Here is a 25104-nt window from a genome sequence, read left to right as displayed (position 1 = left end):
GGGCGCCGGTTTATGCCCGGCGCCCGTCGACCCGATTACTTCTTGTCGGCCTTTGCCCAGTAATCGTCGTAAAGCTTCTGCGTCTTGGCGACGAGGTCCTTGAACGCCGTCTCGACGGGCACGTTATTGAGCAGCACCTCGTTCGTCGCGTCGACGAACAGCGTTCGCTCTCCCGTCTCGTCGATGAAAAAGTGGGCCTTGCTGTAGTCCAGCTGGCTGATGAACGGTCCGAGCTTCTCGTCCTTTAAATATTTGTCCTGCGTGGCAACCTCCTTCTGAGCGGGCAGCTCGCCGACCCTCTCCACCCATTGTTCCTGGACTTCCTTGCTCGTCAGGAACTGCAGGAATTTGACCGCAGCCTCCAGCTTCGCGCCGGTGACGTCTGCTGGAATCGCGTTCGCCCAGAATGAGGACGGAGCGGACTTGCTCTTGTACGATGGCAGCGGGGCAATGCCGTAATTCAGGTCCGGAGCGTCCGCCTTCAAGGAGCCGAGCCGGAAAGAGCCGTCTACATTGATGGCCGCATGTCCCGTCTTGAAGGCGGTGGCGTCGTCAGTGAAGATGCCGGTTGTGCCGACCTTGTGCTTGATCGCGAAGTCAAGCAGGTATTGAAACGCCTCCAGACCGGCCGGCGTGTCTGCCCACAGTACCTTGCGGCGGTCTTCACTTAAGTCCTGTCCCCCGGCCTGAAGCAGCAACCCGTCGCGGTACCAGTGGTGAAGCTGCGCCCCCGGTTCCCAAGCGAAGCCTTCGACAACGAATTGTCCGTTGGCGTCCTTTTCGGTCAGCTTCACGGCGTCTTCGACCAGCTCTTCCCACGTCGCGGGCGGCTCGACAATATTCGCCTTGGCGAACAGATCCTTGTTGTAAAACAAAGCCAATGTCCGAACGGCAGTCGGGATGGCCCAGTAGGAGCCGTCGATCTTTGCAGCCTCCACGAGAGGGTAATACCGGCTTTCGATTTCCGCCGCCGGAAAGGCGGATTCGGGCAACGGCTGCAGGAAACCGGACGAGACGTACTTCGGAAGCCAGCCGTAGTACAGGTTGATGACGTCCGGGCCTTTGCCCGCAGGAACGAGGGTCGCGACCTTTTCGTTGTATTGATCGTACGGAAAGTTCGTCTGCTTGACCGTAATGTTCGGGTTCTGCTCCTGAAATTGCTTGATCAGTTCGTCCATGAGCGTTACCTTGGCCGGATATTCGTACTGCCAGTACTCGATCGTTACTTTCTCCTGCACACCGCTTTCGGATACCGCGGAAGCGGACGGAGAAGCGGATCCGCTTGCTCCCGCGGACGACGCGGATCCGGAGTTACCGGTGTTGCCCCCGCCGCAGGCGGCGAGCAGCAAGGCTGCGGCTGCAAGTATGGATAGCGGTTTGAATGGTTTGATATTCATGATCATGATCGGACGATCTCCTTGGATTCGGTTTCGGATTGGGGAATGGACGGCTCCAGACGAAGCAGCTTTCTCGCGTTGTTGCCGAAGATCGCTTCGATCTCCGGATCGGAAAAACGAAGATCGCGGGCGACGCGCGCTTGATCCTGCAAATACCGATAGTTATAGCCTCTGGGAAAACCGAGCGAATCGGTTCCGAATAGGATACGCTCGGGACCGATCAGCTCGTAGGTTTTCCGGAACAGCGTTTCGAGTGTCAGCTCGTAAGGCATCCAGCGAACCCATTGATTCGAGCCGGACGTGTCGACGTAGATATTCGGGCAGCTCCAGCAAAGATGCAGAAGCTCCTGAAAGTAACCGCAGCCGAAATGCGGAATAATAAACGGAATGTCGGGATATCGGCGGGCTACGTTGAAAATCGCGAGCGGATTGATGTTCAAATGCGACACGATTCCGCCCGCGTGCCCCAACAGGCCGAAGTGGATGAGGACAGGCAAGCCGCGTTCGGCAAGTATTTTCCACACCGGCGTCAACGCTTCGTCGTCGAACGGTACCGGCGTGAGTGGCCCGAACAGTTTGTACCCTCGAAGACCAAGTTCGTCGACTGCCCTTCTCAGTTCTTCCGCGGCGTCCGGCCGCTCGATCGGATGGGAGGCGAAGCCGGTAAAACGGTTCGGATAAGCCGCAATCTGCACGGCGAGCTCTTCGTTTGACCAGCCGGTCAGGAAATTGAGTCCGCCGATGCCGTACCGGTCGAGTTCGTCTTTCCAGCGTTCGACGAGTGGACGGCTCGCCTGAGCGTCGTCGGCCTCTTCCGCCGGAAGATCCCAGGTAAGACGCATCCGTTCGGACCGCTCGCTGGCGTATTGGGTAATTTTTTCGTGTTGGTCGTACAACTTTGGGTAGTTGTAAGGCAAATGTCCGTGAATGTCGAAAACGTTGAAACCGGGTCTGAACACGTTCATTCCTCCTTAAGCCCGTCTGGCGGCGGCTTCCCCTGCGGGATGATTCGCATGGCGAATCCGTTCGGTTAGGATAATATCAAGCATCTCGAGCTTGGAAGCCAATGCGGCATTCGCCCTTTCGGTCCACTCTTCCGCCTGTTTTCGCGCCGCCTCCTGATCCGCGAGCGCCCGCCTTAGCTCCTCCGGACTCGGACCGCCCGGGATCGAACGGATTCGGACGAAGTGCTCCGGATCGAGCGCTTCCCTGAGCTCGTCGGCCGTCAGTGAAAGCGATCGTCCGACGATGTCCTCCGCAGCGGCGTTGAGTCCTTCCACTGTCAATTCCCGAACCGAAAGACCAGATGCGATCGCGGCTCGCACGAGCGTCGCGACGATTGCGTGAGCGGTGCGGAAGGAGAGACCCTCCTTGCGAACCAACGTATCCGCCAGCTCCGTAACGGTCGCAAAGCTCGTCTCCGCCCTTCGGCGCAAAACGTCCTTGTCGACCTCAAGCGTCTCGATGATTCGCGCAAGAAGTCGGTAAGACGAATCCAGCGTCCGAAGCGTCCGCCACGCATAGGGCTGAAGATCGTCCTCCGTATCCACGATATCCCCAAAAGGCGTGTTATGAACCATCGCGAGCACCGTATTCGCATCCCCGACGCAGCTCGAAAGCAGCGACCTCAAGTGCTCGACCGAGACCGGATTCCGTTTTTGCGGCATGATCGAGCTGATCTGGACGTAGGGCGCTGCCACCTTGACGACGGCAAATTCCTGGGTCCCCCAGAGCAGCAGCTCCTGGACGAAGCGGCCGAGATTGACGGCGGCAAGCGATGCCGACGAGGCGATCTCGAGGACGTAATCCGCCCCGCTAACCGCGTCGTACGCATTCGCAATCGTTCCGTCGAAACCAAGCAGTTCTGCGGTCCTCTCCCGATCGATCGCGAATCCCGTCGTCGTCATCGCGGCCGCCCCCAGGCTGCTGCGGTTGCAATTGGCATAGGCGGCACGCAGGCGCCGGACGTCACGGGACAACGAATCCGACACCGCCGCGATATAATGCCCCAAGGTCGTCGGCTGTGCCTGCTGCGTATGCGTGTAGCCGATCATCAGCGTCTCCGCGTGTTCCTCGGCGAATGCGATAAGCCGCTGCTGCAGCTCCAGCGCGGAGTTCAGGACGCTCAGCAGCTTGCTCCGCAAGACGATCCTGTAAATTGCAATCCCCATGTCGTTGCGGCTGCGGGCAAGATGCAGATAACCTGTCGGCTCCCCGCCTATTTGTGCCAGCTCATGCTCCACCTCGAAAAACAGATCCTCGAATTCGCCGGTGTAACGGCCGTTCTCCAGTTTCTCCAGATCGAGCTCCTGGAGCGCCTTCGCAATGATCGCCGCCTCCGGTCCGTTTACGAGCCGCTGCTCGTAGAGCATAATGAGATGCGCCTTGCTGACGGCGATCATCGGTCGCAGCAATTCCTTTTTGGCCTGTTCGTATGACGGCTCGAGCACGACCTCCGCGTAGGTTTTTCCAGGGAAGGCGCTTCCCTCCTCCCGGCGCCGGTCTTTCGCATCCAGCATCGCTCTTCGCTCCTATCCGCATGATCCGGCCGACCCAAACAAAAAGGAGACCTTCATCCCTCGAGGGATTCGGTCTCCAGTTGTCTGGTAGAAGCCTTATTATTCCAATAAAACCTACTTGTTTGGTTTTATTTTTAACATGTTAGCACCGGTACTCCCGGAAAGTCAATGGCTTTCACAATCAATAATTGCTATGGGTCAATTTGATTTTTTTATAGGAACCCGGACGGCGAGACGCTTGAGACGCTGAAAGTGAAGAACGACTTGCACGGTGTTCCCACCTGCGCCGTATCGTTACCGCACCGGACAAGCACTCGTTTTCCGAGATCCGCATTGGGCAACCGGGATGGACATCTTTGCGTTAACCTTAAGTGCGATCCTGAACGATCCGATTTTCTTTGACAGACATTTAAGGAGGTCAAGCCGGGGTAAGAGGATCGCTCCTCAGGCGAAAGACATCACCGTAATTAAATTCGGCGATGTCTTTCTTGCGATTCAGCTACACAAACTTCAAAATCTACTGTTCGAATTTTTTCGTTTTTCTGCCGGCAGCATGGCCTCGATTACGTCCCAATGCTCAGCGATCTTTCCGTCCTCTACGCGGAACAAATCGTAGAAAGCAGTATGTTGACCATCAAATAGACCTTCACTCACGGTAAGAACAAAATCGCCTTGTCCGATTACTTGATGGACATGAGTATATTGAAACTCAATATTTTTCTTTTTCATATTCTCAACTGGACTATATTTCTGATGCTGCTCTTGAATATCGCTGCGATAATCGCCACACGCAGGCAACAGGCAGACCGTTCGACTTGACTGAGAAAATTGTTGCAAATAAAAATGGGATTGGTTATTATGGATATAAAGAGTCTATATTATCTACTTTTGAGGAGGAGGAGGGAGCATGCAATTTTCCAAAAGCACCGATTATGCCCTGCACGCTGTGGTTCACTTGGGACTATCAGAAAGATGCCGGAATATCGGGATTAAGGAGCTGACCGGGGCGCTTGGCGTTTCGGAAAGCTATTTATCCAAAATCATGTCCAAGCTGAGGCAGGATGGCATTGTGCGCGCTGTGCCAGGGGTAAATGGCGGCTATGAGCTTGCCAGACCAGCCGATAAGATTACTTTTTTAGATGTTATTCAAGTAATTGAAGGGAGACAATCGTTATTTTTATGCTCGAACTCGTATTCAAAACAGCATCAGTTGCTAATCGGTCAAGGAATTGCAGCGACCGATCAACAACGTACAGAAACAAAGGAATGTTTGATTGAGAAAGTGATGAACGGCGCTGAGCAGCATTTGCGCCAGTACTTGCAGGAACGTACGATCCAGTCCGTATTGGATGAGGCTTTCCATCGTTGCAATCGGAAGGCAAGCAAGAAGTAATACACTTCTTGCGTTCTAATTATGGATATTAAAGATCCGTTATAGGGGTTATTGTGATGGAAAACTTTGATGTGGCTGTTATCGGCGGCGGGCCGGTTGGGTTAAATACGGGATTACTCCGAGCGAATTTCGGCGAATTGCAAAAGAGGAGATCAGCGACTACCCTTCCGTTTCTATCGTAGCAGATGGCGGCGATATCGATTACTGGAGACGATAGACGTTTTCAGATTGAGACGGAGCAAGGCCAAACTTTGGCAAGCCGAAAAATCTTGTTCGCCGTTGGCTTGAAGGACCGGCCGCCGACGATTCCAGGGTTGAAGGAGGTCTATGGAAAAAGCGCCTTTGTTTGCCCGTATTGCGATGGCTGGGAATTAAGGGATAAACCGCTGGTTATCATCACAAGAGGAAACGATCTTATGCATTTCGCTCCGCTCATATCCGGGTGGACGAATCGGTTTACCGTTTCAAGCCGGATTTAGTGATAGGATCAAGGTTATATTCTGGGCATCTATAGCGCCAAAGATGCGGTATCGCCATTGCATCAGGCCATTACCGCAGCGCGTCAATGGGCGCATTTATTGCCGCTGTGATCAACAATGAACTTAATTTGGAAGCCTGGAGGAAATAGGGATGAATGACTTATCTAACTTGAAGCGCGGTCCGATTATGTTCGCGATGATAGTCGGCATGTTCGTCGCCGCGTTAAACGAGACACTGATGGGAAATGCGATGCCGGAATTAATGAAATCATTTGACGCTTCTGCAAGTACGGTTCAGTGGCTGACTACGGCGTATTTGCTTGTCGTGGGTGTGCTCGTTCCGGTGACCGCCGTATTGCAGCAATGGTTCACGACCCGGCAGATGTTTCTTTCGTCCATGAGCTTGTTTTTCGTCGGCACGCTTACTTCTGCTATATCGCCGGACTTTGGCGTGTTGCTGGCAGGTCGCATTATTCAAGCCATTGGCACGGGGATGCTGCTACCGCTTATTATGAACGTCATTATGGCCATCTATCCAGCGGATAAACGCGGCGGCGCCATGGGGATGTTAGGACTCGTCGTGATGTTCGCTCCGGCCATCGGTCCGACGATTTCGGGGCTAATTGTAGATGGGCTTTCGTGGCGCTGGCTGTTCTATCTGGTCATGCCGTTTTCTCTGCTTTCTATTTTAATTGGCGCGGCCGTTATGAAAAATGTGTCTGAAGTGACCAGACCCAAAGTGGATATTTTATCGATCTTGCTGTCGACGATTGGCTTCGGGGGCGTAGTCTACGGGTTCAGCAGCGCTGGGGAGAAAGGCTGGTCGGAGCCGCTGGTCATTTGGGCCATTGTGGCGGGAATCCTCGCCTTGGGATTGTTTATATGGCGGCAATTGCTGCTTAAAAACCCCGTTATGGATTTGCGAGCCTTTCGTTATCCGGTTTTTGCGCTTGTTGCTGTTCTGATGTTTGTATTATTGATGACATTTTTCTCTTCTGCCATTATGCTTCCGATGTTTATGCAGGGCGTGCTGTTGATGACGGCCTTCAAGTCTGGTCTTGTCCTGCTGCCTGGAGGAATATTAAATGGGCTTATGGCTCCGGTCTCCGGCAAGCTTTTCGACAAGTTTGGCCCCCGCGTTCTTGTGATTCCGGGACTCGTCATCACTGTGGCTTCGCTGTGGTTGTTCACCCGATTTGGTGAAACCACAACGACAGGATTTCTGATTGCCGCACACATGACGCTCATGGTTGGTACCGCACTTGTGATGATGCCCATCCAGACGCTGGGATTAAATCAACTGCCCAGTCATTTGCATCCGCACGGGACAGCGATTCTCAATACGTTGCAGCAGGTTTCCGGCGCAATCGGAGTTGCTTTGTATATCAGTCTGATGTCGAGCGGACAAAAACAGTATATGAGTGGTGTGAGCGATCCGGAATCTCCCTTCGAAATCGTGAAGGGATTGAGCGTTGGGATTAACCAGGCGTTCTGGTTCGGTGTTATCATGGCCTGTATTGCGCTTGCGATCGGTCTTTTCCTGCGAAAAGGAAAAGCGCATGAACCGGAACAGGGAGCTGCATAATCTGTCTTGATCTTTAAGAATAGGGAGACGAATAAAAAAAGCGAGGTGTGCCCAGTGAATGAATTTTTTCATGCATCAAAATGGGAAACGGCGTGGAAGGAAGATGAGAATACCATCGCAAGCAAGATGAGAATAGCGGGAATCGATCCTGCCCGCTCCTTTGACACGAAGGCCAAAACGTTTGACGAGCAATCATTTAACGAGGAGGGAAGAAGACGCAGTAAACGAATTATGAACTGGCTGGAGGGACAAGGCGTTCGCTTTGAGGCATCTTCCATACTGGATATTGGCGCTGCCTCCGGCGTATTCACTGTCCCGTTTGCAGAACATGGCGCTCGGATAACAGCCATTGAGACCTCGCCTCCGCTGATTGAGCTGCTGCAAGACAACACCGCAGACTTTGAACTTGGCCAAGTGCAGATTGTAGGGGAGCGCTTCGAAGACATCGATGTGCAGGCCCGAGGCTGGAAGCAGGCATTCGATCTGGTCTTCGTCTCCATGTGCCCCGTTATTCACGATTGGGACAGTGTGGAGAAAATCCTGCAATGCGCGAGCCAGTTCTGCTACCTCAGCATGCCGGCAAGTCCTGCGGAGCATAGCCTTGTAAAAGAAGTGTGGCCGCTGCTTTCCGGACAGCCGTTCCACCCGAAACATATGGTGTGGGGATATTTGCAGCATTTGCTGTATTTGAAAGGATATGCGTATCAATCGCTCGTGACTCGGGAAACGAAAACCAAAGAAATTACATCAGCAGAAGCGTTGCAAGAAGCCATGACCTGGCTTCGCAATCATCGTATGCCTGTTGATGAGCGCAGTCAGAACATCGTTGCCGACTATTTGGCGCAAGCCTATCCATCTGGCAAGGTTGTTATTCAAGAGGGCGGACGCTTTGGCAAAGTCCTGATTCGACTGCAGGATCAGAGCATGTATGACTAAATGAATAACAAGCGATTCTAACACAATTGGGAGGATATACACCATGCGAATTGATATATGGTCGGACTTTGGCTGTCCCTTTTGCCTCATTGGGAAAACGAAATTTGAGCAAGCGCTGCGCCAGTTTGCAAAGCGAGAGGAAGTTGAAGTGACATACCGAAGCTTTCAGCTTGATCCTCATGCGAAGAACCGAACGTTGAGCGTTCAGCAGCTTGCCATGGAAAAGGGAATGTCTGTCGAGCAAATGAAAGCCAAGCAAGCGCAAGTAGCCGGAATGATCAAACAAGAAACGGGCCTGATCGCCAATTATGATCCTGTGGTGATTTCCAATACGTTTGACGCGCACCGTCTCGTTCAATTTGCATCGCAAGCGGGAAAAGGCGCGGAAATAACAGAGCAGCTTTTTCACGCCTATCTCTCGGAATCTTTAAATGTAGCCGATCATCATGTGCTTGTTGCTTTGGGCAAGAAGGCCGGACTTTCTGAACAGAAAGTTTCCAATATGTTGAGATCCGATGCCTATAAGGATGCGGTTCAAGCAGATATGGCGGAAGCTCGCAAACTCAAGATTTTAAGCGTACCTGCGTTTGTGTTTAATAACAAATATGTGATTAGCGGCGCACAGTCTGAGGGTGTATTTTTAAATGCGCTGCATACCATATGGGAAGAAGAAAGGAGTGAGCTGCAGGTGAAATCATGGGGCCATGCCGAAGGGAATAACAGTTGCGAGAACGGTTCTTGTGATGTTTAAATGATGGATAATATTACATCAGTTTCCGTCCAGATCAATACCGATGACCATGTCGCGCCGTCTTATCATAAGTAGGGCGAAATTTTGAGCTGTCAATCCTTACGGGGGTGGAAATTTCTGTTTTTTTCTCTAACAGTTGCGGTTCGAGGGTCAAATAGCCCGCAGGAGACCCTCCCTTGCTGCTTCTATGAAAGATAACATGATGGGTGAAAGCCACTTGTCTTTATGCCATGACATCTGTGTATACACGTGAAGGTCTGGAATTTGCCATGGAAGAGCAACAAGTTCGCCCCGGTCAACTTCGGCTTCCACTACGATTTCGGGAAGAAAGGCAATGCCGATTCCCGAAATTGCGCATTGTTTAATGGCTTCAGCACTTTGAAACTCTAAATACGTAATACTATCAATGCCCTCTTTCTCAAATGACCGGTCAAACATGGTTCGATAGGGACAACCCTTTTCATTCGTCAGGAACACTTCTCCGTGAAAATCATCCAGCTGCAGCACCGTTCGTTTTGCGAGCGGGTGGTCTGGAGCGGCGAAAAGGCGGAAAGTTTCTTCCAGTAGAGGCTCCACTGCAAGTCCGCTTGAGCGAAGGGGCTCGTCCAACATGAAGACGACATCGGCAGTTCCCTCAAAGAGTGCTTGCTTGAGCTCCTGATTGGGAACGGAGCGGAAGATCAGACGAACTCCCGGATGCTGCGAACGAAATCGTTGAAAGACAGCCGGAAGCCGGTAGACGCAAATAACTTCGTTAGCACTGATCGTTAGGGTGCCGCTTAGCACTTCATTGTCGTGAACGGCGCTGCGAGCTTCGTCCAATTTATCCAGAACACTTTGGATCTGAGTTAAAAAGCGCTTACCCGCATGTGTGAGAACAAGCTGCTTCCCCAAGCGGTCAAAGAGACGAACGCCAAGCTCATCCTCCAACGCTTTGATTTGCATCGTGACGTTGGAGGGGACGTAGTTCAACGCTTCCGCAGCCCGACTGAAATTTAAAGTTGATGCAACCGTACGGAACGTAATCAGTTGGCGCAATTCCATCCTACGATTCCCCCTTAACTTTCAATATTATTGAATACTAAGTTGAATTTCATTCACTTTTATTGATGGTACCACGGGTGTATATTAAGTTCAAGAAATACATGCTAAACGAATGATTTCATTTTGAAGGGAGCGACTATACGATGGATTATGATATTTATCATTTGGGTGACGTAACCTTGCAATCGGGAGTGACGTTACCGAGCGCTTTTCTTGCTTATAAGACTTATGGAAGATTGAATGAAAAGAAAGATAATGTCATCGTCTATCCAACGGCTTTTGGCGACCAGCATGTTCAGAATGAATGGTTGATTGGTAGTGGCATGGCACTGGATCCGCAAAAATATTTCATCATCGTTCCAAATCTGCTGGGCAACGGATTATCTTCGTCTCCTAGCAACACGCCTCCGCCATTCGACCGGGCTAATTTTCCGCAGGTAACCATCTATGACAACGTTAAATTCCAGCATCGGCTGGTGACTGAAAAATTCGGCATTCAAAAGATCGCTCTCGTCGTTGGATGGTCCATGGGAGGCATTCAAGCATTCCAATGGGGAGCAAGTTATCCAGACATGGTGGAACGAATTGCGCCTTTCGCCGGCGTTGCCAAGACTTGGCCCCAAACGTATGTGGTCTTGGAAGGCATGAAAGCTCCGCTCATGGCTGCAGTCCGCTTCGATTCAAGCAAACTAAACCAGTTGACTTCTGCGGACATGCGTGCCGTTGGCCGTGTCTATGCGGGATGGGGCGTATCGCAGGCGTTTTACAGAGAGGAACTTTATCGTGAGCTGGGATTTGACTCCTTGGCGGATTTTATGGTCGGCGTCTGGGAAGATAGCTTTATGCAGATGGATCCGCACAATGTCCTAGCCATGTTATGGACAGGACAAAATGCAGATATTAGTGCAAACCCCTCATATAACGGAGATTTCGATAAGGCGCTCAAAAGCATTAAAGCGCTTGCTTGCATCATGCCAGGGAGCACTGATCTCTTCTGCCCGGCGGACGATAACGAATACGAGGCTGAGCTTATACCTAATGCTATTTTTAATCCTATAGAGTCGATCTGGGGCCATTTTGCCGGTCGCGGAATCAACAGTGCCGATAATAAATTTATTGATGACAATCTGAAACGCTTGTTGGCGCTTAGTACAAACGGATAGATTATCCTTAACGCCATTCTGGCATGTTTTCAGGTGGGAAATATGCAAATCGTCCAATACGACAAGGAGCCGACTGTAGATAATCGTTCGTCTGAACAAGCAGGGGGCGATGCTTCCCGTAAGGTCCAGTTGCAGGAACGTCCTAATCTGACTGTGGAAGAGGCTCGTGCCGTATTAGGGCTAAACTTCCCAGCCCCATCTTGGCTGGCAGATTACAAGTACGTCAACACAGTCATTCATGGCAATAACATGGCGGAAGTACAGTTCAATAAAGGTGAGGAAACGGTTAACTTCCTCATTTCCAAGGGTGGCGATAACGGCATCGGTACCACAGGCGAAGTGAAAAAAGAAGTAATCAAGGGAACCACGGTTTACTTCGCAAACGGGATTGCAATTTGGGAGCACAATGGCTTTACGGTAGAACTGTATACACAAAACGATTTTGATACGGCGACACTGGGCAAAATTATTGAAAGCTTCAAGGTTGGCGCACCTCTGAAGAAGGAAGAAATCGAGAAAGCAAAGGAAAAAATGCAAAACACACCTCCAACAGAAGGTGCTGGCCCGGCCCCAGCTGCTAACTAAAGAGGATGTAAGTCAAACACGATAATTTTTATTAGCGAAGGGATTCCTCTAGGGGGATTCCTTTTTTCTTGGACGCGTCATTTCGAGCCCTTATACGCTTCACTTATGAAATGGCTTGCAAAATATGAACGATCTTCCTTTCCATATCGGAGTTGTCTATCGTCTTCAGATATTCAGGTTTTAGCAGTTGATACTGCTTCATGCAGTAGAAATCCATAATCGCTTGTTTCAAGGTGATATCATACTGAATCGAAAATGACGGCTCGATAAAACGCCGCAGCACAGCGTCATCTTGAACCATAAACAACACGGCATTCAATCTGTTGAAAATCTGTTGCTCCATTCCTAATTCAAAAAATGTTTGTAAGCTTTTATTCCGATTTTGCAGGGCAACGGACAGTTTCTCAAAATGGGGCGGATAAAATTCCTTCAGATCTTGCAAGAATAAATCGGAGATAAACGCGGCACACATCAAGGATTGTAAAAATGTTAACTGAAAACGAACCAAAAAAGAGACGGAATCGTCTTTGACAACGGTGTCAGCCTTCTTCGAGTAATCAATGTAATAATTCACAACTTGTTCGATGATATCGTCTTTGGAGGGAAAGTACTTATAAAGTGTCACTTTGCTGATATCCATATATTTTGCGAGATCGTCGACTTTCAGTTGGCTGAATCTTGTTCTTCTTATAATGGGTTTTATTTTTTCTACATATGCATCTACACTCACGGCTTTTCTCACAGATAAGTGCCTCCCTTTAATGCCTCTCGAACTTATTATAACAAATTTGCTGATTTTCATGTATTGAATTTATTAAGTGAACAAAATTAATAAAATTAGTTTACTTAGTTAAACGATTGCTATATAATCGTTTCTGTACCTAATCATCCGATTGCGGATTAACCAAAGGGAGGACGATTCAAATGGAACAATTCAGTAAGGGCAAATTCTCCGGCAAAAAGGTCGTGATCACGGGAGGCAGCAGCGGAATCGGCCTTGCGACGGCGAAGTTGCTAGTGGACGAAGGGGCACACGTTCTGATTACTGGACGTACTCAGGCAACGCTGGATGCGGCTCGTGAACAACTCGGCAACAACGCAATCGCGGTCTTAAGCGATGCCGCCTCATTGAAGGATATCGCCGCGTTAGCCGATCGAGTGAAGGCTGAATTTGGAACGATAGATGCCCTGTTCGTTAACGCTGGTGTCACGGGGTTTGTCCCTTTCGATTCAACGACCGAAGAAACGTACGACGAGATATTTACAATCAACGCCAAAGGGCCGTACTTTACCGTACAAAAACTCGCTCCACTCCTGAGCACAGGAAGCGGGGTAGTACTTACGACTTCAATCGTGAACGTAGTGGGTCTCCCCATGCTCAGTACGTATGCAGCTAGTAAAGCGGCGCTGCGCTCCATGACTCGAAGTCTGGCACGCGAGTTATTGCCTCGAAATATTCGCGTCAACGCAGTCAGTCCCGGCGTCATTGACACAGGTATCATGGAAAAGTCAATGCCGAAAGAAGCGGCCCAACAGACAAAGGCACAGATGAGACAGCAGATCCCGATGTTGCGTTTGGGCGATCCAGTCGAGGTCGCCAAAGTCGTAGCATTCCTGGCATTTGACGCCACCTATACCACCGGGGCTGAGATACCTGTAGACGGAGGCGGCTCCCAGATCTGATCACTCTCCGTTCGCAATTGGCTCAGGGCGAGAATACCATACGGACAATCCGGTTCCACGACTACGGCGAACCGACCGATGTGTTGCGTTTGGAGGAGGCGGCAATCCCAGAACCGGGTCCGGGACGCATTCGCGTAAGGGTGCGCGCTTGCGGGTTAAATCCGGTTGACTGGGCGATGTGCCGAGGACACTTTGCCGGTCAACTGCCGTTGCCTCGCGGGATTGGTCTGGACGTGTCCGGGATTGTAGACGCGGTTGGAGAGGGCGTAACCGATGTCGCCATCGGCGATGCCGTTCTGGGCGCCGCCGATTTCATGGGCGGATCGAGCGCCGGTGCGTCCGACCGAGCGATCATGTACTACTGGTTCCGCATGCCGGCCGGACTCGACTATGTACAGGCTGCAGCACTGCCAATGGCGGTCGAAACCGCTTACCGGGGGATTGATACTCTCGGGGTGAGTTCGGGCCAGACCGTACTCGTGCACGGAGCCGGCACAACGGTAGGCTTCGCCGCCGTCCAGATCGCCCTCATGCGCGGTGCCCGAGTGGTCGCAACCGCTGGTACTGCCTACGCCGACAAACTCCGCGCCATGGGGGCGATGGTGACCTCGTACGGTGATGGAATGGTCGAACGAGTGACCGAACTGGCGAAGCAGCCGGTTGATCTCGCCCTGGATACCGCACCAATCAGCGGTTCATTGAAAGATCTGGTCCAAATCGTCAATGGGCATCCTCAGCATGTCCTAACCGTCAGCGATTTCGCCGCAGCCGCTGAACTTGGCGTTCGCGCCAGCTATGGAGAATTACATACCGCACGTTATGACGTTGTCGGCGACTTCGCCCAATACGCAGCAGACGGCAAGTTCACGATTCCGGTCGCCAAGACTTTCGCACTCGACGCATGGCGTTCAGCTGTCGAAATCAGTCAGAGCGGGCGTGCCCACGGCAAATTGATCCTCCTGCCCGACTCCGACTGATGAGCACATATAACCGATGAAATTCTGAATGAAGGAGGACATGCATTGAGTAAGAACCAACGAGAACATATTGCACTGATTACAGGCGCAAGTAACGGGATCGGGTTGGCATTGACCCGGAAAATGCTGTCGGAGAACTGGCAGGTGGTTGCTTTAAACCGGTCGGATTTTCCGGCGGACGACAGATTCCTCCAAAATCATCTCAAGGACGGACGGCTCCGAGCCTATAAAGTGAAGGATCTCGCCGATTATGACAGCTTGAGACACTCTTTGGAAGAAATCAAAAGCAAGGAACAGCGGATCGATATTTTGTTCAACAACGCCGGAGGAGGCTTAAGTGAGCTTCGTTATTCGAAACAAGGCCGGGAATTGCATTATGAATTGTTGACGGTCGTTCCTTATATTATTCTGATGGAATTAAAGGAGCTGTTGAAGAACGGCAGCTTAAAAACGGTGATTAACACTTCGTCGCAGGTGTTTAGATTTACGAAGGAGTTTACGATCGAAAAATTGGAGCATCCCAAAACCTTCCGCAAAATGTATGGACCCTATGCGACTTCAAAGCTGGCTCTTTCGTTGTGGACCCAAGCCGTCGCACCGCAGCTTGCCAAGGAAGGCATCAAGATCCGCAGCGTTGACCCGGGCATTAACAACACGCTAAGAAAAGGAAAAGATTCCGGACTGACCGCAGGGTTTGAACTGTTTATGAAGTTTTTTTCCTCTCCGCCTACACATGGAGCCAGCCTATTATATGAGGGAGCTCTGGGCAAAAACAGCAATGAGACCGGCGTGTTTCTGTTCAAAGATCGAATTGCGGACTTGAAATTTACAGAACATGCGCAGCATGTGCTGGAAAAAATCTCCGATATCTATAGCCATGAATTTCTTGGCGGGAGTGTTCAACGATAACGCAGAAAAATAGATCATGAGGCCACCGCAAATGAATTAACCGGGTGGCCTCATCCCGCCCGGTTAGGCTATAATCAGAGGAATTAATGGTCCACAGGCTCCGTGGATGATTGCAATTTGACTTTGTTCTTGGAGGTCGGCAGCATGAACGCTCCTTCCGCAGACCGTGTCAAGATCGCGCCAGGTTTCTGGACTAGCCTGAGGGGAATAGGGGTAGAACCCATTGATGTAGCACGCCAAGCACGTCTACCGCTAACCGTCATCACCGAACCGTTAGTCACAACCGCCCAATATTTTTCGATCTGGCAAGCCTATTCCGAACTAGTCGGGGACATCGCTACGGGAATCGTCAAGCTTGCGACCGCGTACGAGACAGCTCAGTATCCGCCGGATGCTTTGGCGACCTTTCACGCTCGCGACTACCGGGACGCGCTGAACCGAATGGCGCGCTATAAGCAAATGTGCCCTCCGGAAAACTTGAAGATTCAGGAAGAAGACGAGCAATGCTCGATTGAATTGGAATGGCAGCATGCCGAGCTACCCGGACCGCCGGTGCTTGTCGGCATTACGCTCGCCTATCTGCTTGAGCTCGGGCGTCGGGGAACCGGTCATCATCTGAAGGCACATTCCGTCGAATCCCTAAACCCCATGGGCGATGTTGAAGCCCTTGAAAGTTATTTCGGCTGCCGCGTACGGACGGGGACGGATCGCAATCGGCTAACGCTGATCCGCGAAGATCTGGACCGCCCCTTCACGTCGTACAACAAAGAACTTCTCGAGATTCTGACTCCCGCCTTGGATCGTACGCTGGAACAACGACAGAGCCAGCTCACCGTGAGCGCTAAGGTGCAGTGGATCCTGTCTCGATGCCTGACTCGAGGGAGAATCGACATCCAAACCGTAGCCTCCGAGTTGGGGATGAGCGAGCGCACCTTGCAGCGAAGGCTGACGGAAGAAGGCGAAAGCTTTAAACAGTTGCTGGCGAAAACGAGGCGGGAGATGGCTGTCGCTTACTTGGCAGACCCTGCGCTGGAGATCAAAAAGGTTGCTTTTCTCGTCGGCTACGAGGACCAAAATTCGTTTTATCGCTCGTTCCGCTCATGGACAGGGGAGACTCCCGCCAATTGGCGCGTCGCGCAAGAGAATTGGCGCTCCGTGTTAGTTACCGAGTAGGCGAAACGATGTATCATAATCCCTATCCTGAACATAAGGAGTGCAGGCAGATGGATATGGGATTGAAGAATAAAACAGCTTTAGTAACGGGATCAACTAGAGGCATAGGAAAAGCGATTGCCTTTGAACTTGCCAGGGAAGGCGTTCATGTTCTCATAAATGGTCGTAACAACGATGACGTAGAGCGCACGGTAGCTGAGATCCAAGCGGCGTTCCCGGAAACGGAACCTCGAAATGCAACCGCCGATCTCGTCGATGCTCAGCAAAGAGAAGCATTATTCGAGAATTTCCCCCACGTCGATATCCTCGTCAACAGCATGGGGATCTATGAGATCATGTCCTATGACAACGTAGACGATGCCGTATGGGAGAAGTACTTCCGCACGAACTTTCTCGCCGCCAACGCCTTAACCAAGTTTTATTTGCCTTCCATGCTGAGTCGCGAATACGGCCGTATTATCTTCATCGCGAGTGAGGAAGCCGCCATGCCTTCCGGACAGATGCCTCAATACGGTGTAACTAAATCCATGTTGTTGTCATTGTCCAAGAGCTTGTCCAAGCTGACCCGCGGCGCCGAAGTTACAGTGAACACGATCCTGCCGGGACCGACCCTCTCCGAGAACGTGCAACAGATCATCGAGAGCATTTATTCGAACGAAGAGATGACCTTCGAGGCTAAAGAGAAAGACTTTGTGACGAAGAACCTGCCTCAATCCGAAATCCAACGATTTATCAGACCAGTGGAGATCGGCCGCTTGACTGCTTTCATTTGCAGCCCGATGGCCTCCGCCTTCAAAGGATCCCCGATCCGCATAGATGGGGGAATGGTACCGACAATATTTTAACATCACGAGGTTGCCGCGGAATAGAACGGGCAACCTCGTTAAACAATGCCAATTAGTCCGGACTATGCAGTCTAGTAGAAAGCTCCTGAAATAATGTTCATGACTCATTACCCTTCTAAGCCATATTTCCAGCGGAAGGGCGTCGGGTTTTCGTTCACTTCTCGGAGGTATAACTCAATGCGTTGTTTCAATTCCTCTTTGGACTGAACTCGAAGATGACGAAGTACCTGTTTGGTCATCTTCGCAAAAAAACTTTCAATCACATTCAGCCAGGAACCGTGCTTGGGGGTGAATACAAACTCGAAACGTTCCGGGCGCGTCTGCAAGTAGTCATTGGTCTCCTTTGAGATGTGCGCCGAATGGTTGTCTAATATGATTTGTATGCGTAACTCCGGGCTGTAATGGGCATCCAATTTTTTGAGGAAGTCGACGAACTCGCAGCTGCGATGCCGCTCTTCGACCGAGCCGATGACTTCGCCCGTGACCAAATCAATACCTGCCAGCAAACTAAGCGTGCCATGCCGCTTGTACTCGGAGTCGCGGCTGATCGTCGGATGCTCTCCAGGAACTGGAGGTAAATCCTCGGCGGTATTGCCGATTGCCTGAATCCCGGGCTTCTCGTCGTAGGATAAGTACACGTCGCAGAGCGGTTTCAGTTCTTCATTTTCCAAGATGTACTCGACTTGCTGGTACACGCACAAGACTTCGGCGCGCTTGGCGTCAAAGTCGGGATCGCGGCGCTCCAGGTAATAACGGACTTTGTGTGGTTGTAAGTCATGGGCGTTCAGCAGACGAAACACGCTGCTGGGCGACATGCTGGAGAGGCACTCATGGCCTGCAGAAGCCGCATGACTCCGTACGTGCTGAGCCAGTAGACGTTGCGTCCAGACTTCATACGAGTAGCCCAATTCCTTCGGCTTCTGACAGGCCAGTGAAATGACCCACGCCTTGGCTTCGGGAGTGACAACAGCCGGACGCCCGGAACGCTGCTCTTCGCCTAAAGCGGCCTCCGGCCCGAGTGTCAGCGCTTTATCAACGCAACGATTGACCTTCGGCACCGTGGTCCCAAGCGTCTCTGCAATTTTGGGAATGCTCAGACCGTCGGCATAGTGAAGAAGCATCCGGGCACGTTCTACTCGGCGGTACTCTTCGGAACGGGAGTGACTGATTTTTCGAAGCATCTCTCGATCCATATCGGTAAGCTGCAATTTTTCTTTTTTCGATTGAAATGGCATGTTCTCTCTCCGTTCAATTTCGTTACGAAGAGTATACCACATCTTGCTGGAATATAGTTACATTATTTAGGGGTCGTTATACTAGTACGGACTCATGACAAGAATTTGTTCCGATAAAATCAAAAAGCCGCGATATATGTGGATCTTTTTCAGACTATAAAATACTGGACTATTCGTTCCGAAAGTGGTATATTCGCTCTGAAAGAGCAGATCTTAACGCAACACGTTTTTGTGTGTTTATTCTGGACTAATCGGTTCGAAAATTTCAAAAAAGTGTACGTTGACTGAATGCTACTAGCCAGTTCTGTGGTCAGGGCATTCGGGCACCTTAACGCTATCATTTTTGGACCAAATGGTTCAGAAAAAGTTTTTGCTATTATTGGTATTACATTCGGAATAACCCAGCAGATTGCTCGCCCTGTGATGCTTTCGTCTTTGAACGATTTTATACATAAAGGGGGCAACGAGAAATGAAAAAAACATACTACTGTTGGCCATTGCATTATTTATTGCCTCACTCAATTTACGTCCGTCGATGAACTCGATCGCTCCATGATGATCGTTCAGATTACCGTAACCGCAAGGAGACGTAACTCGGTGGAGTGGAAACAGGGACGTACCGGGCATTTTAATGGAACTGAATTGGAATCATACATAACAAAAAAAGGACTATTCGTTCCCGAAAGAAAATACTGTCTCTGCGTTAAGGGGGTGATCACAATCGGACGTTCCAAAGAGTTTGACAAGGTGGACGTACTTCATAAGGCAATGTTAGTTTTTTGGGAAAAAGGTTACGAAACGACAAGCATACCGGATTTATTAGAAGCCATGAAAATAAGCAGATCGAGTTTGTACGAAACGTTTGTGGACAAAGAGACGCTTTATGTTGAGGCACTGCGTCATTACAAAAAAACACGCGAGTATAAAACAAATCTCTTGGTAAATGCTTCTTCCGCAAAAGCTGGAATACGGCACTATTTTGACTATCATATTGCTTCCGCATTTGATGAAAATTTGCCCAGAGGCTGCTTGATTACGAACGCAACCATTGGCCTGGATTCGCCGGATGAACAACTGCGTAAAATGATACAAGACGGTTTCGAGGAATTGGAACAGGCATTTTATGAGCTTCTCCGGAAAGGACAGCAGACGGGAGAAATCGACCCCAACAAAGATATTAAAGCGCTGTCCCACCTATTGCTGAATCTTAATCACAGCATCAATGTAGTATCCAAGGTGAAAATGGATAAAAAAAAGATTTATGACATGATGAACTCCGTAATGGAGATGCTATGAATATATATATTTTAAAATTATGGGAATGTTCGTCCTGAAAATTAACGTTTATTCGACAAATAAAGGAGTGCTAACAATGAGTTCAATCGAAAGTCAAAAAAATGAAAAAAACCAAATGCCCACGCCCCAAGCTGAGAAGAGGACGATCGAAGCGCCTCCGATTTCTCGAGCCGAGCCGGAATTGGCCGGATTCAGGCACCTCTTTCAGACTGTGGACGGTGTGAGACTGCATTACGTGGCCGGAGGGAATGAGGGCGGTGACGTGGTAGTGCTCCTCGCCGGATTTCCGGAGAGTTGGTACGCATGGCGCAAGATCATGCCGCTGCTCGCTCCGACTTACAAGCTCATTGCATTGGATCTACCTGGACAGGGTGATTCCGACCGGCCGGCGGTCGGCTACGACACGAAGACTCTGGCGATCACGGTGCACAAGTTCCTCGAGCAGCTTGGAACGAAACGATATTTTCTCGCCGCTCACGATGTTGGTGCGTGGGTCGCCTATACCTATGCGGCGTTGTTCGGCGATGAGGTTCGGAGTTTAGCTCTTATGGATGCAGGAATTCCAGGCATCACCTTACCGGACGCTCTGCCAACCGCTCCCGAGCGGGCGTGGCGGACCTGGCATTTCGCATTTCACGCAGTCGCGGATCTTCCGGAAATGCTGATCGCCGGCCGAGAGCGTGAATATCTCGATTGGTTCTTGCGGCGAAAGGCGGCTAACCCGGAGGCGTTCTCAGAGGCCGACATCGAGGAATATCTGCGCGTTTTCAAGAAGCCGGGCGGGCTACGTGCCGGCCTCGCCTATTACCGCGACGCATCCTTGTCCGCTCAACAAAACCGCGAACTATCCGCCATGGGGAAACTGAAGACACCCGTTCTCGCTCTTGGCTCGGATCAGGGCTCCATCGCAGATATGGTCACTCCCCTCAAGGCCTTTGTGCAAGATGTACGGGGAGGTGCAATAAGCTGCTGCGGCCACTTCCTCCCTGAGGAACAGCCAGAAGTGGTAGCTGAAGAACTGACGGCTTTTTTCAATCTCGGTTGAAACCGTCAAGCCGTACTCCCGCACGATGCTTGCTCTAGACTTCCCGCCTTTGTATAACTGAACCGTCTGCTTCTTAAAGTAGCGATCCACTCACCGACTGATGCCTGCTTGCATCATCGGCGTATTCATGATTCCCGCCGGCGGATCGAGCCCGGACAAGCCCGCTTCCGGCCCGACGGCCTCTCCTGCGATCAGAGCAGGGGAGGCCGTTTTATTTTCGCCGATGAGCCCGGCCCAATGATGGCCGCTTACTGTACAAGTGCCGTTACAGGAGATACTCGTCCGCTAATACAATGGGGATAAATGTCGGCCGCCCGACCCGAAAACGGAGGTGATGGGATGCAGAAGACAGGTCATCGATCAAAGGCGGGCGTCCGCGGAAGCAAGGAAGGCTATCGAAAAGGCTGGGACGACGGCTACCATCTCGGCATGTGCGAAGCGATCGTTCGCCGCACGCCGGGCTACGCGTCGCCCCCGAAAAATTTGCGGGTGCTGTATATTCCGCAAGGCTTCGAATCGGTCGACCGCGGCGTCATCGAGGGGCTGTCGCAAACCGTGTCCGCCCTCATCGTCGGAAATGCCGAGACGATGGCGGATCAGGCGCGGGAACACGCTCCCGATCTCGTTTTGGTGATGAACGGGCTTCACGTTTTTCCCGCCGATCATTTGGAGCAGGTGGCTCGAATACGCGCAATGGGGTGCCGGACGGCGATCTGGTTTGCCGACGATCCTTATTTTACGGTGGAAACGGCGGAAATCGCGCCGCATTACGACTGGGTGTTTACGCATGAGCTCAGCTGCGCGGACTGGTATCGAAGCCTCGGCTGCGCGAATGTCCATTACCTGCCGCTCGCGGCGAGCAGTGCCTGTTATCGACCCGCTCATGTCGAACCGCAATACCGCAGCGACGTTTGCTTTATCGGCACGGCGTTTCCGAACCGGGCGCTGTTTTTCGACCGGATGGCCGAATTTTTGGCGGGACTGCGAACGGTCATTATCGGGGGCTTATGGGAAACGCGTCTCGCGAACTACTCCCTGCTCCAGGATCGGATTCGCCCCGGCTTCACGTCGCCCGACGAATGCGCCAAATATTACGCGGGGGCCAAAATCGTGCTTAATTTGCACAGGCAGACGGAAGAAGAGAAAAATACGGCGAACCTTCCCGGAAAATCGATCAATCCGAGAACGTACGAAATCGCCGCGAGCGGCGCGCTGCAGCTTACCGACATTCGGGAGGATTTGCCGCTTTATTTTGCGCCGGGGAGGGAAATCGCGGTTTATTCCTCGCCCGAGGAAGCCCAGCACAAAATCCGCTATTACCTGAATCGCGAAAGCGAACGGCGAAGCATGGCCTGGAACGCTCTCGTGCGAACCCGGAAGGAGCATACGTACGCCCACCGGCTGGATCGGCTGCTTCGGGTCGTGTTCGGAGAGGCATAGCCAACCAATCCGCGGAAAGGAGGATGCCGGAGGCGATGGCTAAAAGGAAGCGAAACGAAAGCTTGCCCGATCATGAGCTTGCGTTTAAGAGCCGAAGGAACGAAGGCTACGCAACCGGCCGGCAAATCGGCTATCTTCTCGGGCGATGCGAAGCCGTTCGTCGGCAGGCGCAAGTCGTTCCGGAGCGGAAATGGAATGTGAAAATACTGTACGTAACGTCAGGAAAAGGTTATCCGTACTCGCCGCTTGACGAGGCGATCATCCACGGTTTGCGGGTCGTCGCGCGGGAGGTCGTCGTTTTCGAGCAAAGCCCGGAAACCAAATCAAAGCTCGCCGCGGAAGCACTTGCGCACAAACCGGACCTGGTGCTGGTGCTGGAGAGCCTCCATTTGGATCTTCAATCGATTTACCGCATCCGCCAGGCCGGCATACCGACGGCGGTCTGGTTTGCCGACGACCCTTATTACACCGACATGACGGATAAAATCGCGCCTCATTTCGATTACGTTTTTTCGCTTGAAATGAACTGCCTCGATTTTTACCGCCAGTTGGGCTGCAAGGAGGTTCACTACTTGCCCTTTGCCGCCGACACCCGGAAATTCCGCCCGATCCATCTCGATCTGGTGCTGCGGAAGGATTTTTGTTTTATCGGCAGCGCTTTTTGGAACCGGGTCAAGGCGTTCGACGAGCTTGCGCCGTATTTGGCGGGCAAAAAAAAGTACATTTGCGGACTTTGGTGGGACCGCTTGAAAAATTACCGGCTGCTCGAACGCGATATCGATTTGGGGCGCTGGCTGACCCCGGAGGAGACGGCCCGAATCTACAACGCCTCCAAAGTCGTTCTCAACATGCATCGGGCGCATGACGACGAGACGTACAACTTCAACAGCCGAAAAATTCCCGCGAGCTCGCCCAATCCCCGGATGTTTGAAATCGCGGCATGCGGGACGCTGCAGTTGGTCGACAACCGGGGGGACCTTGGCCGGTTTTACAAGCTGGGCGAGGAGGCGCTCTCATACTCTTCGCTCGGGGAGCTGATCGAAATCAGCGAATTTTATTTGAAGAACGAAAGCAAACGGCAGGAAGTCGCGGTCCGGGCGCTCAGGCGCACGTTGACGGAGCATACGTACCCGAAGCGGCTTGCCCAGATGATGGGCGTCATTTTCGGATGACGGGCGCGATTCTCGGCCCCGAAGGCGGGAGGTGAAACGATGGCGAACCTTCGCAAACGCCGCGCGGCAAAACGGCGGACCGGCAGCGGACGAAAAGCCCGATCGCGAAAAGCGAGGGGAGGGATCCGCTCCGTACGGTCCCCGAGGCTGCCGAAGAAATCGGGTCCGGACCGCGGCCGCCGTCCGGAAAGCGAAGCGGCAACAGCGAGCTCTGCGTTCAACGAAGGCTATAACGAGGGGTTCAACGCGGGCTTCGCCGAAGGCCTGGCGGACGAAGGCCGAGCCGCAAGCTGAACGGCCGCAGACGATTAGCGAACGAAGCCAATACTCGGAAGAAGGAGAATGGTCGATGAGCAAGGTAGCTTTGATCACCGGCATCACCGGTCAAGACGGCGCATATCTGGCAGAATTGCTGCTCGCGAAAGGTTACGTCGTTCACGGCTTGAAACGCCGGAGCTCTCTTTCGAATACGGGAAGAATCGACGGTCTGTACCGGGGAGCGCATGTCCAGGACGCGAAATTCTTTTTGCATCACGGCGACCTGACGGATTCCGCGAACCTGATCCGGATCGTCGCCGAGGTTCGGCCGGACGAAATTTATAACCTGGCGGCCATGAGCCATGTACACGTTAGCTTCGAATCGCCGGAGTATACGGCCAACGCCGACGGCATCGGCACGCTGAGGCTGCTGGAAGCGATAAGGATTCTGGGGTTGACCGGAAAAACCCGATTCTACCAGGCTTCGACGTCGGAGCTGTACGGACTTGTGCAAGCCGTGCCGCAAAGCGAAAAAACGCCGTTCTATCCCCGCAGTCCGTACGCCGCCGCGAAGCTGTACGCTTACTGGATTACGATAAACTATCGGGAAGCGTACGGCATGTTCGCCTGCAACGGCATTTTGTTCAATCATGAAAGTCCGATTCGCGGCGAGACGTTCGTAACGAGGAAAATTACGAGAGCGGCGGCGAGAATCGCCCTCGGGCTGCAGGAACAGCTGCGGCTCGGCAACTTGAGCGCCAAGCGGGACTGGGGCCATGCGAAAGACTACGTGGAAGCGATGTGGCTGATGCTTCAGCAGCCGGAAGCCGAAGACTACGTGATCGCATCGGGCGTAACGACGGAGGTGCGGGAATTCGTTCGGCTGGCGTTCGACGAGCTCGGCATCGAGCTGGAGTTCCGGGGCGAGGGCGAGGGCGAGAAGGGCATCGTCAAGGCGTGCCGCCTGCCGGAGTTCCAGCTTCCGGTCGGCCGCGAAATCGTCGCGGTGGATCCCCGCTATTTCCGGCCGTCCGAAGTGGACCTGCTGCTGGGGGATCCGTCCAAAGCGCAGTCCAAACTGGGGTGGGCGCCGAATTACGACTTGCGGAAGCTCGTAAAGGAGATGGTGGCCGGAGACTTGAACGAAGCCCGGAAAGCGGAGCATTTGAAAGAAGGCGGCTTCGGCGCGGAAATCGACATGGAATAGCCCGGCGAGAGA

General features: G+C 52.1%; 23 protein-coding genes and 1 pseudogene. 18 read left to right on the top strand and 6 right to left on the bottom strand.

Annotation, left to right across the window (positions count from 1 at the left end; all coding sequences use genetic code 11):
• Nucleotides 1-35: 35 nt before the first annotated feature.
• From B7E11_RS11385 to argH, 3 genes are read right to left on the bottom strand one after another with little or no spacing between them, the layout of a single operon-like run.
• Complete coding sequence (locus B7E11_RS11385) at nt 36-1403, bottom strand: sugar ABC transporter substrate-binding protein (RefSeq protein WP_080834451.1); 1368 nt, start codon at nt 1401-1403, stop codon at nt 36-38.
• On the bottom strand, nt 1400-2362 hold the full coding sequence (locus B7E11_RS11380; RefSeq protein ID WP_080834449.1) for an amidohydrolase family protein: 963 nt from the start codon (nt 2360-2362) through the stop codon (nt 1400-1402). The genes B7E11_RS11385 and B7E11_RS11380 overlap by 4 nt, the downstream gene beginning before the upstream one ends.
• A 6-nt stretch (nt 2363-2368) precedes the next feature.
• Nucleotides 2369-3916: an argininosuccinate lyase gene (argH, locus tag B7E11_RS11375; protein ID WP_080834448.1), complete on the bottom strand. Its 1548-nt coding sequence runs from the start codon at nt 3914-3916 to the stop codon at nt 2369-2371.
• Between the two features lie 907 nt (nt 3917-4823).
• Between argH and B7E11_RS11365 the strand changes: the two genes are divergently transcribed.
• From B7E11_RS11365 to B7E11_RS11345, 5 genes and pseudogenes are all read left to right on the top strand, one after another.
• Nucleotides 4824-5309 carry an RrF2 family transcriptional regulator gene (locus B7E11_RS11365; protein ID WP_080834446.1) on the top strand — a complete coding sequence of 162 codons (486 nt, stop codon included), beginning with the start codon at nt 4824-4826 and terminating at the stop codon, nt 5307-5309.
• 109 nt (nt 5310-5418) lie between these two features.
• A pseudogene (locus tag B7E11_RS30215) lies at nt 5419-5937 on the top strand (pyridine nucleotide-disulfide oxidoreductase); the annotation flags it as partial.
• 2 nt (nt 5938-5939) lie between these two features.
• Nucleotides 5940-7373: an MDR family MFS transporter gene (locus B7E11_RS11355; RefSeq protein WP_080834444.1), complete on the top strand. Its 1434-nt coding sequence runs from the start codon at nt 5940-5942 to the stop codon at nt 7371-7373.
• 54 nt (nt 7374-7427) lie between these two features.
• Nucleotides 7428-8309, top strand: coding sequence for a class I SAM-dependent methyltransferase (locus tag B7E11_RS11350; RefSeq protein ID WP_080835474.1), 882 nt, complete (start codon nt 7428-7430; stop codon nt 8307-8309).
• 43 nt (nt 8310-8352) lie between these two features.
• A complete protein-coding gene (locus B7E11_RS11345) occupies nt 8353-9060 on the top strand; it encodes a DsbA family oxidoreductase (RefSeq protein WP_080834443.1) in 708 nt (235 codons plus the stop codon).
• Nucleotides 9061-9210: 150 nt separating this feature from the next.
• On the opposite strand, the gene B7E11_RS11340 is transcribed toward B7E11_RS11345, so the two are convergent.
• Nucleotides 9211-10104, bottom strand: coding sequence for a LysR family transcriptional regulator (locus B7E11_RS11340; protein ID WP_080834441.1), 894 nt, complete (start codon nt 10102-10104; stop codon nt 9211-9213).
• A 143-nt stretch (nt 10105-10247) separates the two neighbouring features.
• Here B7E11_RS11340 and B7E11_RS11335 point away from each other — a divergent pair, with 143 nt between their 5' ends.
• Both B7E11_RS11335 and B7E11_RS11330 read left to right on the top strand, forming a co-directional pair.
• Nucleotides 10248-11267 (top strand): alpha/beta fold hydrolase, encoded by a 1020-nt coding sequence (locus tag B7E11_RS11335; protein ID WP_080834440.1) that lies wholly within the window; start codon nt 10248-10250, stop codon nt 11265-11267.
• A 42-nt stretch (nt 11268-11309) separates the two neighbouring features.
• Complete coding sequence (locus tag B7E11_RS11330; RefSeq protein ID WP_080834438.1) at nt 11310-11852, top strand: hypothetical protein; 543 nt, start codon at nt 11310-11312, stop codon at nt 11850-11852.
• Nucleotides 11853-11955: 103 nt separating this feature from the next.
• Here the strand turns inward: B7E11_RS11330 and B7E11_RS11325 are convergent, their stop codons facing one another.
• The gene (locus B7E11_RS11325; RefSeq protein ID WP_080834436.1) at nt 11956-12594 is read right to left on the bottom strand and encodes a TetR/AcrR family transcriptional regulator; all 639 of its coding nucleotides are present in this window, start codon (nt 12592-12594) and stop codon (nt 11956-11958) included.
• A 182-nt stretch (nt 12595-12776) separates the two neighbouring features.
• On the opposite strand from B7E11_RS11325, the gene B7E11_RS11320 reads away from it, so the two are divergent.
• The 5 genes from B7E11_RS11320 (at nt 12777) to B7E11_RS11300 (ending at nt 17439) form a co-directional block, all read left to right on the top strand.
• A complete protein-coding gene (locus B7E11_RS11320; RefSeq protein ID WP_080834434.1) occupies nt 12777-13535 on the top strand; it encodes an SDR family oxidoreductase in 759 nt (252 codons plus the stop codon).
• A gap of 80 nt (nt 13536-13615) precedes the next feature.
• A complete protein-coding gene (locus B7E11_RS11315; RefSeq protein ID WP_281256492.1) occupies nt 13616-14512 on the top strand; it encodes an NADP-dependent oxidoreductase in 897 nt (298 codons plus the stop codon).
• Between the two features lie 45 nt (nt 14513-14557).
• Nucleotides 14558-15421: an SDR family NAD(P)-dependent oxidoreductase gene (locus tag B7E11_RS11310; RefSeq protein WP_080834432.1), complete on the top strand. Its 864-nt coding sequence runs from the start codon at nt 14558-14560 to the stop codon at nt 15419-15421.
• Nucleotides 15422-15565: 144 nt separating this feature from the next.
• A complete protein-coding gene (locus tag B7E11_RS11305) occupies nt 15566-16594 on the top strand; it encodes a helix-turn-helix transcriptional regulator (protein WP_080834430.1) in 1029 nt (342 codons plus the stop codon).
• 50 nt (nt 16595-16644) lie between these two features.
• On the top strand, nt 16645-17439 hold the full coding sequence (locus B7E11_RS11300; RefSeq protein WP_080834428.1) for an SDR family NAD(P)-dependent oxidoreductase: 795 nt from the start codon (nt 16645-16647) through the stop codon (nt 17437-17439).
• Nucleotides 17440-17546: 107 nt separating this feature from the next.
• Here B7E11_RS11300 and B7E11_RS11295 read toward each other — a convergent pair whose 3' ends face one another.
• The gene (locus B7E11_RS11295; RefSeq protein ID WP_080834426.1) at nt 17547-18674 is read right to left on the bottom strand and encodes an IS630 family transposase; all 1128 of its coding nucleotides are present in this window, start codon (nt 18672-18674) and stop codon (nt 17547-17549) included.
• A 597-nt stretch (nt 18675-19271) separates the two neighbouring features.
• On the opposite strand from B7E11_RS11295, the gene B7E11_RS11290 reads away from it, so the two are divergent.
• The 6 genes from B7E11_RS11290 to gmd all read left to right on the top strand — a co-directional run bounded on the left by B7E11_RS11290 (nt 19272) and on the right by gmd (nt 25092).
• Nucleotides 19272-19970: a TetR/AcrR family transcriptional regulator gene (locus B7E11_RS11290; RefSeq protein ID WP_245809682.1), complete on the top strand. Its 699-nt coding sequence runs from the start codon at nt 19272-19274 to the stop codon at nt 19968-19970.
• A 76-nt stretch (nt 19971-20046) separates the two neighbouring features.
• Nucleotides 20047-21015, top strand: a complete 969-nt coding sequence (locus B7E11_RS11285; protein ID WP_213084136.1) for an alpha/beta fold hydrolase — start codon at nt 20047-20049, stop codon at nt 21013-21015.
• A gap of 339 nt (nt 21016-21354) precedes the next feature.
• Complete coding sequence (locus tag B7E11_RS11280; RefSeq protein ID WP_080834424.1) at nt 21355-22455, top strand: CgeB family protein; 1101 nt, start codon at nt 21355-21357, stop codon at nt 22453-22455.
• A 35-nt stretch (nt 22456-22490) separates the two neighbouring features.
• A complete protein-coding gene (locus tag B7E11_RS11275) occupies nt 22491-23627 on the top strand; it encodes a CgeB family protein (protein WP_080835464.1) in 1137 nt (378 codons plus the stop codon).
• Nucleotides 23628-23666: 39 nt separating this feature from the next.
• Nucleotides 23667-23921, top strand: coding sequence for a hypothetical protein (locus B7E11_RS11270; RefSeq protein WP_080834422.1), 255 nt, complete (start codon nt 23667-23669; stop codon nt 23919-23921).
• A 55-nt stretch (nt 23922-23976) separates the two neighbouring features.
• Nucleotides 23977-25092, top strand: a complete 1116-nt coding sequence (gene gmd / locus B7E11_RS11265) for a GDP-mannose 4,6-dehydratase (protein WP_080834420.1) — start codon at nt 23977-23979, stop codon at nt 25090-25092.
• Nucleotides 25093-25104: the final 12 nt, after the last annotated feature.

The sequence above is a fragment of the Cohnella massiliensis genome, from assembly GCF_900169535.1.
GTDB lineage: Bacteria > Bacillota > Bacilli > Paenibacillales > Paenibacillaceae > Cohnella > Cohnella algarum.
The sequence above is the reverse complement of the archived record's forward strand: the minus strand, read 5'-3'. Positions and strand labels throughout refer to the sequence as shown.

Coding starts and splice junctions, on each gene's coding strand:
- B7E11_RS11385 (WP_080834451.1), bottom strand. CDS start 1,403: ATGATCATGAATATCAAACCATTCAAACCGCTATCCATACTTGCAGCC.
- B7E11_RS11380 (WP_080834449.1), bottom strand. CDS start 2,362: ATGAACGTGTTCAGACCCGGTTTCAACGTTTTCGACATTCACGGACAT.
- argH (WP_080834448.1), bottom strand. CDS start 3,916: ATGCTGGATGCGAAAGACCGGCGCCGGGAGGAGGGAAGCGCCTTCCCT.
- B7E11_RS11365 (WP_080834446.1), top strand. CDS start 4,824: ATGCAATTTTCCAAAAGCACCGATTATGCCCTGCACGCTGTGGTTCAC.
- B7E11_RS11355 (WP_080834444.1), top strand. CDS start 5,940: ATGAATGACTTATCTAACTTGAAGCGCGGTCCGATTATGTTCGCGATG.
- B7E11_RS11345 (WP_080834443.1), top strand. CDS start 8,353: ATGCGAATTGATATATGGTCGGACTTTGGCTGTCCCTTTTGCCTCATT.
- B7E11_RS11340 (WP_080834441.1), bottom strand. CDS start 10,104: ATGGAATTGCGCCAACTGATTACGTTCCGTACGGTTGCATCAACTTTA.
- B7E11_RS11335 (WP_080834440.1), top strand. CDS start 10,248: ATGGATTATGATATTTATCATTTGGGTGACGTAACCTTGCAATCGGGA.
- B7E11_RS11330 (WP_080834438.1), top strand. CDS start 11,310: ATGCAAATCGTCCAATACGACAAGGAGCCGACTGTAGATAATCGTTCG.
- B7E11_RS11320 (WP_080834434.1), top strand. CDS start 12,777: ATGGAACAATTCAGTAAGGGCAAATTCTCCGGCAAAAAGGTCGTGATC.
- B7E11_RS11305 (WP_080834430.1), top strand. CDS start 15,566: ATGAACGCTCCTTCCGCAGACCGTGTCAAGATCGCGCCAGGTTTCTGG.
- B7E11_RS11300 (WP_080834428.1), top strand. CDS start 16,645: ATGGATATGGGATTGAAGAATAAAACAGCTTTAGTAACGGGATCAACT.
- B7E11_RS11295 (WP_080834426.1), bottom strand. CDS start 18,674: ATGCCATTTCAATCGAAAAAAGAAAAATTGCAGCTTACCGATATGGAT.
- B7E11_RS11285 (WP_213084136.1), top strand. CDS start 20,047: ATGAGTTCAATCGAAAGTCAAAAAAATGAAAAAAACCAAATGCCCACG.
- B7E11_RS11280 (WP_080834424.1), top strand. CDS start 21,355: ATGCAGAAGACAGGTCATCGATCAAAGGCGGGCGTCCGCGGAAGCAAG.
- B7E11_RS11275 (WP_080835464.1), top strand. CDS start 22,491: ATGGCTAAAAGGAAGCGAAACGAAAGCTTGCCCGATCATGAGCTTGCG.
- B7E11_RS11270 (WP_080834422.1), top strand. CDS start 23,667: ATGGCGAACCTTCGCAAACGCCGCGCGGCAAAACGGCGGACCGGCAGC.
- gmd (WP_080834420.1), top strand. CDS start 23,977: ATGAGCAAGGTAGCTTTGATCACCGGCATCACCGGTCAAGACGGCGCA.